Below are 12,359 nucleotides of genomic sequence, written 5' to 3'. Positions count from 1 at the left end.
TGGCTCGCGACACGCGCAATTTTCCGCAAGTTCCGGAGCCCAAAGGCTCATATCCGGCAAGACCTGCGGCGGCGTGCATCGGCGTGAATTGCTCCGAGGACAATCTGTCCCGCGGTGCGTCCTGGCCACACCGGCTGCGCACCATCCGTTGCAGCTTCCGGACGCCACCGCGGGCGTTAACGTCTGTGGACCACAACGCATACGCCGAGCGATCGAACGCGGCATCGACCGGCACCGTGCACAGCGTCGCGCAGCCGTGATCTCCTGTGTTCGGCCGTGTTGATGGAATCGTTCTGCACGCGTGCAGTGCGGTAGAGGTTTCGACTTTTTCCACTCTCCAGGGCTTGCGACACACCCCTGTCCGCATCATTGTTTAGCGGCGTTGCGGTGTGACAGGCCGCGCAATTTCGAGCGTACCGTCTCCCTGATCCGAGTGAACACCGACGCAATGTACAAGCTCTATTCGATGCAGCGCTCCGGCAACAGCTACAAGGTCCGGCTGGCGCTTGCCGTGCTGAACACGCCGTACCAGGCAATCGAGATCGACATCCTGCGCGGCGAGAGCCGCACCCCGGACTTCCTGGCCAAGAATCCGAGCGGCCAGGTGCCGCTGCTCGAGGTCGCCGACGGCCGCTATCTCGCCGAGTCCAACGCCATCCTCTGGTACGTCGCGATCGGCACGCCGCTGGCGCCAGAGTCGCGGATCGAGCGCGCCGAGGCGCTGCAATGGATGTTCTTCGAGCAGCATGCGCTGGAGCCGAATATCGGTGCCGCCTATTTCTGGCTGTCGCTGGTCAAGGGCGGGCGCGACCTGCAGACCCACGCGCTGGAGGACTGGATGGAGCGCGGCTACGCGGCGCTTCAAGTGATGGAAAATCACCTCAAGGGGCACACCTATTTCGCCGCCGAGCAGTTCACCGTCGCCGACATCGCCCTCTACGGCTACACCCATGTCGCCGACCGCTGCGACTTCGACCTGACGACATTCCCCTCGATCCGCGCCTGGCTGAAACGGGTCGAGCAGACCCCCGGCTTCGTCTCGATGGATTGGCAGCCCGATGCCGCGCCGCAGGCCCGCCTTGTGGCAGGCCTCTGAACAACCGGGGGTGGAGAGCGGGGAGAACGGGGAAACTGCCTAAACAGCGGGCAAAACCACCCGTTTTGCCGTATTTCGGCCATTTTCAAGGGGCCCCGCCGCCGCAATGTTGCCGGTGACCATCGGCAGATTCGCTCGGATGTCGCGAGTGATTCGCTCGCGGCCTGAGGGATTTAGACCCATGACACGGTGGTCCGGCACGGCAGGCTTCCACGGCCGCCCTGCCCCGGTGGCATCGTCCCGGCTGACCAACGCGATCGCCGCGTCGCTCGCGCTCGGCGCGCTGACGCTGTGGCTGATCGTCGCCGTGACGGTGCTGTCGAGCGGCCTGAGCATGGCAACGGCGATCCCGGCGTAATCAGACAATTCCAGTTGGCACCTGATCCGCGGCAAGGCGCGGGAGAGACAGCGGCGCGACATGATGAAGACCCCCGTCGGACTTGTGACCGTGACGCTGTCAGCGGCGATCCTGCTGGCGGCATCGCTCCTGATCGTGACCGGCACGCAGGGCGAAGACCGCGGCCACCCCGCGCAGGTGACGACCCCCGCCGCCAGGCAGGCTCCGCATCATTGAAGCGCTTCCGCGCTAAAGCGCGGTGAGATTAGGTTTGAACTGGAGCGGCAGCGGAGGTTCACCTCTCCTTTGTGGGAGAGGTCGGCGCACCCGGATCGGCGCTTCGCGCCGTCCGAGCACAGGCTCCGCGCCGGGTGAGGGATTCCGGTCTCTCGTTAGAACTGCGGCCCTCACCCGATTTGCTGCGCAAATCGACCTCTCTCCGCCGGGGAGAGGTGAATCGGGTCAGTGGCCAAACCGGAGCAATCTAATAATTTCGCCGGCACTAGCTCCATTTGTGGAAGATGAAGAACGCGCCGGCCGCGATGAAGGCAAAGCCGAGCGCGTGATTCCAGCCCAGCGGCTCCTTCAGGTACAGCACCGAGAAGCCGGCGAACACGACCAGCGTGATCACCTCCTGCATGGTCTTGAGCTGCGCCGCCGAGTAGAACGCGCTGCCCCAGCGATTGGCCGGCACCGCCAGCCAGTATTCGAAGAAGGCGATGCCCCAGCTCACCATGATGACCAGGGGAAGCGAATGATCCTTGAACTTGAGATGGCCGTACCAGGCGAAGGTCATGAAGACGTTCGAGGCGAACAGCATCAGGATCGGCTGCAGCGAAGGCGAAATGGCGGGCATCGATGTCCTCTTGCAAGCAAAGCCGGCGGTAACCCGCAGGCCCGGAACCGGGTTCCATGGTGATCTCCATATCATTTGATTTGAAAGCAGCGAAAGCTCGTTCAGCCCGCGCAAGACCCGCTTAACGCTCGGGACCGAAATGCCGGCGCCGTTGCGGCCCTGTCGTCAAACTAACGCTTTATCGTTTGTTCGGCAGATAGCGAGAACGCGCATGCGGTTCGACTGGCGTGCAATTTCAGGCCCGGCCCTGACGGCGATCACGGCGCTTGGCGCCTTGCTGATCGATCGCCTGATCGTCACCGTCCCCAATCCCGCACCGCTGTTCGTCTGCATCGTGGCGCTGGCGAGCTCGATCAGCGGCATCACCTCCGGGCTGATCTCCGCCGCGATCGCGGTGGCCGGCTCGGCGCTGTTCTTCCTCGATCATCGCGCGCTGCCCGGTTATGACACCGCCGACGTCGTGCGGATGCTGCTGCTCGCGATCACTGCTGCCGGCACCGCTGTGATCACCGGCATGCTGCGGCAGAAATGGATCGACGCCTTTGCCGCCGACCGGCAGCATCACGCTACGTCAGAGCGGCTCGCCGCCGCGCTCGACCAGGTCGACATCGGCATCGTGCTGCTCGACGCCGATACCCGCGCCGAGTTCATCAACCGCGCCTTCCGCGATTATTTCGCGTTGTCGGATGCGCAGGCCGAGAGCAAGCCGCCCTTCGTCGCGCTGATGTATCATGGCCGCGATACCGGCGCCTATGAGCTGCCGGAAGACGAGCTCAGCGCATTCATCGCCGAGCGCATCGCGATGATGCGTTCAGGCGATTCCACGCCGATCAACCTCAATCTCGCCGACGGGCAGGTGCTGCGCTTCAGCTGCACCGCGCTGCCCGACGGCGGCCGCATGCTGAGCTATACGCCGGTGACCGACCTGGTGCGGCACACCGACGATCCGGCAAAGGCCGACGAATATCGCGCGCAGCGCGCCGGGCGCGAGCGGCATCCGGCGCGCTTGCTGCGCGCTGCCAAGTGAGGCGCGACCTCGTCCGCAATTGATCCCGTACAACGGCGGCGATAAAACGCGGCAGGCGATGCGCAACGCATCGTGCAATGCGGGATCATCCAACCCATGTCCGACGACGTCACCATCCGCTTCGTCACATCAGACGATTACGCCCAGTGGCTTCCGCTCTGGGACGGCTACAACGCTTTCTATGAGCGGTCCGGACCGACCGCGCTCGCGCCCGAGATCACCGCGATGACGTGGCAGCGCTTCTTCGATGCCTATGAGCCGGTGCATGCGCTGGTCGCCGACGCCGGCGGCACGCTGCTTGGTCTGACGCACTATCTGTTTCATCGCTCGACCACCGCGATCGCGCCGATCTGCTACCTGCAGGATCTCTTCACCAGCGAGGCCGCGCGCGGCAAGGGCGTCGGCCGCGCCTTGATCAATGGCGTCTACGCGCAGGCCAGGCTCGCGGGATCACCGCGCGTCTACTGGCAGACGCACGAGACCAACCGCACCGCAATGCAGCTTTATGACAAGGTCGCGGACAGACCCGGCTTCGTGATCTATCGCAAGATTCTCTGAGCGCGCATGCTTGGCCTGTGGATCGAACAAAGCTGTCACCGGCACGTTACAAAGCCCGGCTAGGCTTCGCCCTGCGTAAGATCAGGCCCCCCGTCTCAGATCTCGCGCCCCGAGCGGTCCCCGTCAGTCGCCGCGTCTGACCGGGACCGCTTTTTTTGCCGCACTGCTTTCGTGACATTGCGTTTGTGACATTGCCCTGCGCGGTCGGCGGAAGGACGGCACCTTGCGGGCTCTCGTTCTTATGATAGTGCGCAGCATCCTTGCCTGCCCCACATACCTCGTCATTCCGGGATGCGCCGAAGGCGCAGGCCCGGAATCCATTTCACCGTGTGCGCCGTGGCCCGATGGATTCCGGGCTCGCGACTTCGTCGCGCCCCGGAATGACGGTAGAGCGAGATCTAAGCCACCAGCCCCTTCATCGGCTTCACCGGGGCGCTATCCGGAAACACCGCATCGGCCAGCACGCGCTCGCCGAGGCCGAACTGATCGTGCAGCAGGCCCTTGATCACGGCGCGGAGGTCGGTGGTCGGGGCGAGGTCGCGGGACTGGTAGAGATTGGCGGGCTTCAGCCCCGGCCAGTCGGTGATCATTCGGCCGCCGTTCACCGCGCCGCCGGCGAGCAGCGCGATGGTGCCGGTGCCGTGGTCGGTGCCCTCGGTGCCGTTGATGCGCGCAGTGCGGCCGAACTCGGTGGTGACCACGATCACGGTGTCGCGCCAGCGCGCGCCGAGGCCGTTCTGGAATTCCGCCAGCGCACCGTCGAGGCCGCCGAGCAATTGCGCGAGCCGGCCGACCGGCCCGCCTTCATTGGCGTGAGTATCCCAGCCGTCGAAGGCCAGCGCGCCGATCCGCGGGCCGTCATCGGACGCCATCAGCTTGGCGGCGCCACGCGCCACCAGCCGCATCGCCGCCACGCCACCGCCACCAGGCTTCGGCTTCATCTCGTCGCCCTGCGCCTGCTTCTCGAGCTGCAAGCCCTGCGTCAATGCAGTCGCCAGCGCCGGATCGCGGTGCTGATAGAGATCGAGCAGCCGCATCGCGGTGTCATCGGCGGCCTGCGGCAGCGCGGTCGGCGCCCAGCCGACGGTCGGCGCGGTGCCACGCAACACCAAAGGTGTGGTCGGGCCGACCGCAAGCGCGCTCGTCACCCGCTCGCCCTTCGGCAGCGCTTCGAGCGCGCGATTGAGCCAGCCGGACTGCACCCGGCCGGGACCGGGGAAGCCACTCTCCAGCACATCCTGGCCATCAAAGTGCGAGCGATCGCGATACGAGGTCGCCACCGCATGCACCACCGCGGCCTGCTTGGCGCCATACATCTTTGCAAACTCAGGCATCGCCGGATGCAGGCCGAAGAACGGATCGAGCATCACCGCAGCATTCGGCCCATCGGGACGCAGCGCGATCGCGCCGTGCAGCCCGGCATAATCGGGATCTCCGACCGGCGCCACGGTGGCGAGGCCGTCGAGCGCGCCGCGCAGGATGATGGTGACGAAGCGCGGATCGCGGCCATCGGCCGCGCGGGCGAATTTCGGCAAGTAAGCCCAGGCGGCAAACGAGGCGCCGCCGAGCAGCAACGCGCGGCGCGACGTGGCCCGCATCATCAGGCTCTCGGAGCAATCCATCGTCATCTCCTCTGGAATTCCGGCGACATCAGCAGCAGCGCCAGCGCCTGTTGCCGCGATTCCGCGCGCTCGATGGTGCGCCGCGTCTCCGCCGACGCGGCGTCAGCGGCAACCAGCTCGAGCAGTTCGCGCGGATCGAACTTGTCCGCAAACTGAGAGGCGACCTGCGCCGAGATGTCGAGCCTGAGCTTGAGGCCCTCAGGAGCGGCCCAGGCCGCGCTGGTATCCGGAAAGCCGTTGGGTCCGGCCGGCGACCACAGCGGCTGACCGAGTACATTGAGTCCATTGAGATAGCGCCCAGGGTCCTCGGGATTGCGCGCCAGCAGGCGGCCGGAGGCGACGAGGAATTCGTAAGGCGAGCGCATCTTGGTCAGCGGCGCCTGCCAGGCCTCGTTGGACTGGACCAGCGTCGTGGCCAGCGCCCTGAGACCGCCGTCGGTTTTGGTGAATGTGTCCTGCAGCTTCGCCACCAGCGCCGGCGGCGGATCGTCGGCGACGAAATGGCGGGCGAATTTGATCGCGATGAATTTTGCGGTCGAGGGATGCCGCGCGATGTCGGACAGCACCGCCTCGCCCTGCGCCACGCCGGCCTGCGCATAGGTCTTGCCCAGCACCTGCTGCGGACCGGGCTGATGCGCATTGGCGTTGAACACGAAACTGCCGGGCGTGCCGAGCTGGCCCTGGCGGCCGGCAAAGGTCCAGCCGGTGATGACGCGCGCCAGCGAGGTCACATCGTCCTGGCTGTAGCCGCCGCCGACGCCGAGCGTATGCAGCTCCATGATCTCGCGCGCGAGGTTCTCGTTCAGGCCGCGATGGCGGTTGATGCCGGCGCGCGACTCCGGCCCGAGCGATTGCTGGTTGTCGAGGAAGAACAGCATCGCCGGATGCTGCTCGACGGTCTTCAGCATGTCCGCGAAACGACCGAGCACGTGCGGGCGGATCGCCTCGCGCTCGAACGAGCCGGCCCACATCCGCGCCAGCGCGCCCTTGTTGGCGGAGATGCAGAAATGGTTGGACCAGAACACCACCAGCCGCTCGACGAAGCCGCAATCGGCGACCACGCCGCGCTGCAGCCGTGCCAGCGCCTCCGCTCGGAACGTCTTCTGGATGATGTTGGGCGGCTCCGCCGGCGGCTTGGGTGGATTGACCACCGTCTGCATCGTCGGAGGCTGCATCGTCGCGGATGGAGTCATCGCCGCGTTGGCGTTGTCGACCGCCTGCGGATCCTTGCCGGCGATCTCCTTGGCCGCCGTGGACAGCGACAGATTGCGCCGCTGCGGCGGCGTTGCGTCGGACCCTTGCGGCGCTGTCTCGCTCGCGCCCTGCTGCGCAACCTTCGCGGCATTGCGCGCCTGCTGCATCTCGAACTGATAGTCGAACACCTGCCGGCCGAGCTCCGGCGTCGAAAGCAGGCCCGGCACTTCGAGCAGCGCGCCGTTCGGACGCGCCAGTTCCGCCAGCACGAAGCCGCGCGGATCGGAGGCTGCATTGATGAAGTCGCCGGCCGCCCCGCCGCGGGCGCCAAATCCAAACCGGTTGAGGGCGGTCAGCGCGGCTTGCGAATCACGTGCCATCAGAATTTCCTTTGGCGGCCTATTCCGGCTATATCTGTTGCAGGGCATGATAGCGCGGACCAGGATGAACCCGAGATTAATTCGCGCATTAAATCGCGGTTAGAATGGACCTCTCGTCAGACGACGTTTCCGAACAAATCTCGCCGCGCCGGCTGGCCTGCACGGCATGCGGCAGCGAATTTTCCTGCCAGCTCGGAGGACCGTGCTGGTGTTCCGACGAGAGCTTTCGTTTACCGATGCCGACCGATGGCAGCGACTGCCTCTGCCCGTCATGCCTGCGCAAGCTCGCGGAACAGCAAGCTGACGTGAGCGGCACGTGAACGCACCCTGGACCGTCGACGCCATCCTGCTCGACATGGACGGCACGCTGCTCGACACCGAAAAGGTTTACTTCGACAGCCTGGTCGCGGCGCTAAACGCGTGCGGCTACACTGACGGCGTCGTCGCGCTGTGCCATTCGATGGTCGGCCTTCCCGGCCCCGTCTGCGAAGCGATGCTGCTTGGCCGCTATGGCGCGGCGTTTCCGCTCGCCGAGGTCAACCGCGTCTTCACCGTCACCCGCGATCGCATGTTCGACGCCGGCCTGCCGCTCAAGCCCGGAACGATCGAGCTGCTCGACGGCCTCGCCGACCGCCAGACCGCAATCGTAACCTCGTCATCCCGCCGCACGGCCGAGCGTCATCTCACGCTCGCCGGTATCCGCGACCGCTTCGAGACGCTGCTGACGCTCGACGACGTGACCCACGGCAAGCCGGATCCGGCGCTCTATCTCAAGGCCGCCGCGCAGCTCGGCGTGACGCCCATGGCCTGCGTCGCGGTGGAAGACTCCAACCACGGCGTCGCTGCCGCCCACGGGGCCGGCGCGATCACGCTGATGGTGCCGGACATGGCGCCGCCGACCGAGGAGACCCGCGCGAAATGCGCCGCCGTGCTGCCCGACCTCAACGCCGTGCTGGCGTTGCTGCAGGAGCGCGGCGCGCTTTAGCTGTCATTCGCACGCTCGCGTCGCTACCGCCGCGACAGATTCAGCCTTCAGCACTGAGCGCCAGCGTCAGCGTCACCGGCGCCGCTATTTGGTGAATCTGGGCCTTGTGGATGTCGGCGGCGTTGGCGCCGCGGGCTGAAGATTGAACGTCAGCCAGACGTTCCAGCCTGCCGGCCGATTTTCATTGGCGAATTCGCCGTAGCCCTTCAGGTTCAGATATCCCTGCATGTCTCCGACCGGGAAAATGTAGCCGACCTGCGGGCCGACGCCGGCCACACGCGACCGGAAGCAGCCGACGCGATCGCCGGAGCCGCTGTCGCAGCCGAGTTGCTGATAGAGGTAGCCGACGAGGCCGACCTGCCACTGCTTGGTCAGGAACTGCGATGCGCCCCAGTCGAGATGCATGTCGACGCCGCTTTGATATTGAGTGTCAGGATTGACGAAGTTGTAGGTGAATCCCAGCACCGACGAAAACTCATGTCCGGTCTTTGGATCGAAATAGGTGTAGCCGCCGCCCGCGTCGACCGCCCAGTGCCCAATGCCCAAATTCGACAGGCGGCTCGACTGGTAGGCGCCGGCTGGGAGGTCGGCGGTAACGTAGGTCATGTAATTGTTGACACCGGCATTCCAGCGCAGCGCGAACTGCGGGATCAGGTCGCCGAATGCAATGAGCGAGCTGTCGATGCTGTCGAACCGGGAGAAGGGAAACGTGGCGCCGCCCGGTCCCGTCAATGTCCCAGCGAGCGATCCCGCCAGCGACGTGGAGTTGGAGCCGTAGGTCGCCAGCAGGCTCGCAGAAGCCTGACCTCCCAGCACCGGTGTTGCAAAGGTATAAGTCCCGGCCACCAGGCCAAGATTCACGTTCGCATTGACGTTCGCGTTCACGGTGGCGGTCAGGTTCGCGGGAAAACGACCAAGCGTGATTTCGCGCGACCGCGCCACGTCGCCGCCGGCGGAAACAGAGGTGTGATAATAAACCGTTGTCACCGACCAGCCCGGCGCCTGCTGAGGCACCGCCGCGAGGCTGCCAAAAAATCCGGGCAGCCAAAAGCTGATTCCATTTTCGTCGGCATGAGCCACTTGGGCGGACAGCACCAGCAGAGCAGCAAGCGCCCCAACTCTCAAATGCCGCTGCGAAAAAAATCTGCGTCCCAAATCCGGTCCAAAGCACCGCATCGCCGATCCCCCGACTGTCGCGATCCCGCCATTGCTCCGGCGGGTTAGACACTCGGAAAATAATAGGCCGACGCTGCCGTTCGTCCACGCGAAATCAGCATGCTTGAGTTCAGCCGGAGGTTTATTGAAACGCTGTATCCATGACGCCACAACCTTGGCACTTTTTGCATAACCGTCAGGGCTCTCGCAGGGAAGAGGCGACTTGCTCGCTTGATCTAGATCAATAATGGGGGTTGTGCCGCTGCGAACGTACCGCCGCTTCAGATGTTCGCTCGTAACCTCGAAACTCGTTCAGCGAGTAGTCCATGCACGACGTTGGTATTGCGGCAGGCGGACCTTCGTCGGATGGACCCAGTGAGGGCGGTATGGTCTGGATACCGGGCGGCACGTTCCGCATGGGCTCCGACAGGCACTATGCCGAAGAGGCGCCGGTCCATCGCGTCTCGGTGAGCGGCTTCTGGATGGACCGGACACCGGTCACCAATCGCGAATTCCGCAAGTTCGTCAACGCAACAGGCTATGTGACTTCAGCGGAGATTCGGCCAGAAGCCAAGGATTATCCGGGCGCGCTGCCGCACATGCTCAAGGCAGGCTCGCTGGTTTTCACAGCACCGAAGCGTCCGATCGATTTGCGCGACTGGTCGCAGTGGTGGAATTTCAAGTTTGGTGCCAACTGGCGCGGCCCATATGGTCCCCGTAGTTCGATCAGCGGCCTCGACGATCATCCCGTGGTCCACATTGCCTATCGCGACGCGGAGGCCTACGCGACATGGGCCGGCAAGGACTTGCCGACCGAAGCCGAATGGGAGTTGGCCGCGCGCGGCGGCCTCGACGGCGCCGAGTTCGCCTGGGGCGACGAGCTGATGCCCGGCGGCAGGCCAATGGCGAACACCTGGCAAGGTGTTTTTCCATACCAGAATCTTAGCGGCGATGGTCGCGCGCGCACCTCGCCGGTGATGGCGTTCCCGCCGAATGGCTACGGCCTGCATGACATGATCGGTAACGTCTGGGAGTGGACCACGGACTGGTGGTCTACCAAGCACGAGCCCGATGCCGCCAAGGCGTGCTGCATTCCGGACAATCCACGCGGCGGGCGAGAGCAAGACAGCCACGATCCGTCTCTGCCCAAGATCAAGATTCCCCGCAAGGTCCTCAAGGGCGGCTCGCATCTCTGCGCGCCGAACTACTGCCGTCGTTATCGCCCGGCTGCGCGCCATGCGGAAGCGGTGGATACGTCCACGAGCCATGTTGGCTTTCGATGCATCATTAGGAAGGGAGCAAGTGATGAGCGACGACAAGGATAACGCCTCGCGCGATCTGAGCCGCCGAAATGTTTTGCTCGCGACGACAAGTCTGGCGGCGGCATCCGCGTTAGGCGCCGCCGCATCGGTCGAAAAGGCACTGGCCCAGGCGCAGCAGGCAGCGACCGGTCAGCGGCCCAACATCGTCGTCATCATGGGGGACGATATCGGCATCTGGAATATCGGTGCTTACCATCGTGGCATGATGGCCGGCCGAACGCCGAACCTCGACAAGATCGCCGCAGAAGGCATGTTGTTTACCGATTACTACGCCGAGGCGAGTTGCACCGCAGGCCGCGCCAACTTCATCACCGGCGAGCTGCCGATCCGCACCGGCATGACAACGGTCGGCCAGGCCGGCGCGCCCACAGGCTTGCCTGCGGAGGCCGTGACGATTGCCACCGCGCTAAAGGGCATGGGCTATGCCACAGGCCAATTCGGCAAGAACCACCTTGGCGACAAGAACGAGTTTCTGCCGACCGTTCACGGCTTCGACGAGTTCTTCGGCTATTTGTATCACCTCGACGCGATGGAAGATCCGGCTCACCCCGCCTATCCGCAGGAGCTGTTGAACAAGGTCGGCCCGCGCAACATGATCCATTCGTGGGCGACCGATGTGGACGATGCCACCGTGGATCCCCGCTGGGGCAAGGTCGGCAAGCAGAGGATTGAAGACGCCGGAACGCTCTATCCCAAGCGGATGGAAACGGTGGATGATGAAATCCGCGACTTCGCCTTGTCGTTCATCGAACGGGCCAAGGCCGATAACAAGCCCTTCTTCCTGTGGCTCAACCCGACCCGGATGCATATCGTCACGCATTTGTCGCCGAAATACGAGGCGATGCGCAACTCCAAGAACGGCTGGTCGATTCATGAAGCCGGCATGGCGCAACTCGACGACGATGTCGGCCTCGTCATGAAAAAACTCAAGGACATGGGCGTTGATGACAACACCATTGTCATCTTCACCACCGATAACGGCACCGAGGTCTTCACTTGGCCGGACGGCGGACAGACGCCTTTCGCGCAGAGCAAGGGTACGGTCATGGAGGGCGGCTTCCGCGTGCCGGCGATGATCCGCTGGCCGGGCAAGGTGCCGGCGGGAAAGGTCGAGAACGGCATCATCTCCGGTCTGGACTGGTTCCCGACCTTGCTGGCGGCTGCCGGCAACCCGAACATTGTCGAGGAACTGAAGAAGGGCAAGCAGATCGGTGATCGCACCTACAAGTGCCATCTGGATGGCTACAATCAGATGGACATGATCACCGGCAAGGGGCCGTCCAACCGACACGAAATCTGGTACTTCGGCGAGAGCGAGCTGGGAGCCGTGCGCATCGACGACTACAAGTATCGCTTCATCGACCAGCCCGCTGGCTGGCTAGGTGCAAAAACCAAGGTTGACGTCCCCTACCTGATCAACCTCCGCCTTGATCCGTTCGAGCGAACGGGCTGGCCCGAGAGCGGGACCAAAGACGGCGCCCAACAATACTTCGACTGGTTCAAATATGAGTTCTGGCGCTTCGTGTTCGTTCAACAGGAGGTCGAGAAGCTGGCCATGACCGCAATCGAGTTTCCGCCGATGCAGAAGGGCGCGAGCTTCAACCTAGATGCGGTGAAGGCGAAAATCGAGGCCGCGAGGACGGCAATGGCAAAGTAAGATCCATAATCGTGTTGGGCGGTGTTCATGCCGCCCAAGACCGTCTTCTGCGGCCTTTCGATACCGCAGATCGGTTCACCGGAAGTCGCTACCGGGAGTGGACCGGACCAAGGGCGGACGGGGGCCCGATCGTCGCCTTTACACAGACCGGGCTCAAGGCCGACGTACTT

The 12,359-nt window shown here is 64.3% G+C and carries 13 protein-coding genes; 9 read left to right on the top strand and 4 right to left on the bottom strand.

The genetic code is table 11. The features are described from left to right. Positions 1–448 precede the first annotated feature (448 nt). The 3 genes from ACVIW0_RS05665 to ACVIW0_RS05655 all read left to right on the top strand — a co-directional run bounded on the left by ACVIW0_RS05665 (position 449) and on the right by ACVIW0_RS05655 (position 1,670). Positions 449–1,096 carry a glutathione S-transferase family protein gene (locus ACVIW0_RS05665; protein WP_461357248.1) on the top strand — a complete coding sequence of 216 codons (648 nt, stop codon included), beginning with the start codon at positions 449–451 and terminating at the stop codon, positions 1,094–1,096. A gap of 181 nt (positions 1,097–1,277) precedes the next feature. Next, positions 1,278–1,454 carry a hypothetical protein gene (locus ACVIW0_RS05660; protein ID WP_461351445.1) on the top strand — a complete coding sequence of 59 codons (177 nt, stop codon included), beginning with the start codon at positions 1,278–1,280 and terminating at the stop codon, positions 1,452–1,454. Positions 1,455–1,514: 60 nt separating this feature from the next. Further along, a complete protein-coding gene (locus ACVIW0_RS05655) occupies positions 1,515–1,670 on the top strand; it encodes a hypothetical protein (protein WP_461351444.1) in 156 nt (51 codons plus the stop codon). A 265-nt stretch (positions 1,671–1,935) separates the two neighbouring features. Here the strand turns inward: ACVIW0_RS05655 and ACVIW0_RS05650 are convergent, their stop codons facing one another. Beyond that, complete coding sequence (locus tag ACVIW0_RS05650; protein WP_461351443.1) at positions 1,936–2,289, bottom strand: DMT family protein; 354 nt, start codon at positions 2,287–2,289, stop codon at positions 1,936–1,938. Between the two features lie 211 nt (positions 2,290–2,500). On the opposite strand from ACVIW0_RS05650, the gene ACVIW0_RS05645 reads away from it, so the two are divergent. Continuing rightward, positions 2,501–3,316, top strand: a complete 816-nt coding sequence (locus ACVIW0_RS05645; RefSeq protein ID WP_461351442.1) for a PAS domain-containing protein — start codon at positions 2,501–2,503, stop codon at positions 3,314–3,316. 96 nt (positions 3,317–3,412) lie between these two features. Beyond that, on the top strand, positions 3,413–3,874 hold the full coding sequence (locus tag ACVIW0_RS05640) for a GNAT family N-acetyltransferase (protein ID WP_461351441.1): 462 nt from the start codon (positions 3,413–3,415) through the stop codon (positions 3,872–3,874). Between the two features lie 398 nt (positions 3,875–4,272). On the opposite strand, the gene ACVIW0_RS05635 is transcribed toward ACVIW0_RS05640, so the two are convergent. Together ACVIW0_RS05635 and ACVIW0_RS05630 are read right to left on the bottom strand one after the other, a co-directional pair. After that, positions 4,273–5,502 carry a DUF1501 domain-containing protein gene (locus ACVIW0_RS05635; protein ID WP_461351440.1) on the bottom strand — a complete coding sequence of 410 codons (1,230 nt, stop codon included), beginning with the start codon at positions 5,500–5,502 and terminating at the stop codon, positions 4,273–4,275. Continuing rightward, a complete protein-coding gene (locus ACVIW0_RS05630) occupies positions 5,499–7,070 on the bottom strand; it encodes a DUF1800 domain-containing protein (RefSeq protein ID WP_461351439.1) in 1,572 nt (523 codons plus the stop codon). Before ACVIW0_RS05630 ends, ACVIW0_RS05635 begins: the two co-directional genes overlap by 4 nt. 104 nt (positions 7,071–7,174) lie before the next feature. On the opposite strand from ACVIW0_RS05630, the gene ACVIW0_RS05625 reads away from it, so the two are divergent. Then, positions 7,175–7,390, top strand: a complete 216-nt coding sequence (locus tag ACVIW0_RS05625) for a cysteine-rich CWC family protein (protein ID WP_461351438.1) — start codon at positions 7,175–7,177, stop codon at positions 7,388–7,390. Continuing rightward, a complete protein-coding gene (locus ACVIW0_RS05620; RefSeq protein ID WP_461351437.1) occupies positions 7,387–8,055 on the top strand; it encodes an HAD family hydrolase in 669 nt (222 codons plus the stop codon). Before ACVIW0_RS05625 ends, ACVIW0_RS05620 begins: the two co-directional genes overlap by 4 nt. A gap of 84 nt (positions 8,056–8,139) precedes the next feature. Here the strand turns inward: ACVIW0_RS05620 and ACVIW0_RS05615 are convergent, their stop codons facing one another. Further along, the gene (locus tag ACVIW0_RS05615; protein WP_461351436.1) at positions 8,140–9,210 is read right to left on the bottom strand and encodes a SphA family protein; all 1,071 of its coding nucleotides are present in this window, start codon (positions 9,208–9,210) and stop codon (positions 8,140–8,142) included. A gap of 326 nt (positions 9,211–9,536) precedes the next feature. Between ACVIW0_RS05615 and ACVIW0_RS05610 the strand changes: the two genes are divergently transcribed. Together ACVIW0_RS05610 and ACVIW0_RS05605 are read left to right on the top strand one after the other, a co-directional pair. After that, positions 9,537–10,535: a formylglycine-generating enzyme family protein gene (locus ACVIW0_RS05610; RefSeq protein WP_461351435.1), complete on the top strand. Its 999-nt coding sequence runs from the start codon at positions 9,537–9,539 to the stop codon at positions 10,533–10,535. Further along, a complete protein-coding gene (locus tag ACVIW0_RS05605) occupies positions 10,516–12,189 on the top strand; it encodes an arylsulfatase (protein ID WP_461351434.1) in 1,674 nt (557 codons plus the stop codon). The genes ACVIW0_RS05610 and ACVIW0_RS05605 overlap by 20 nt, the downstream gene beginning before the upstream one ends. The last annotated feature ends 170 nt before the right edge of the window (positions 12,190–12,359 follow it).

It is taken from the genome of Bradyrhizobium sp. USDA 4454, assembly GCF_054822705.1.
The sequence above is the reverse complement of the archived record's forward strand: the minus strand, read 5'-3'. Positions and strand labels throughout refer to the sequence as shown.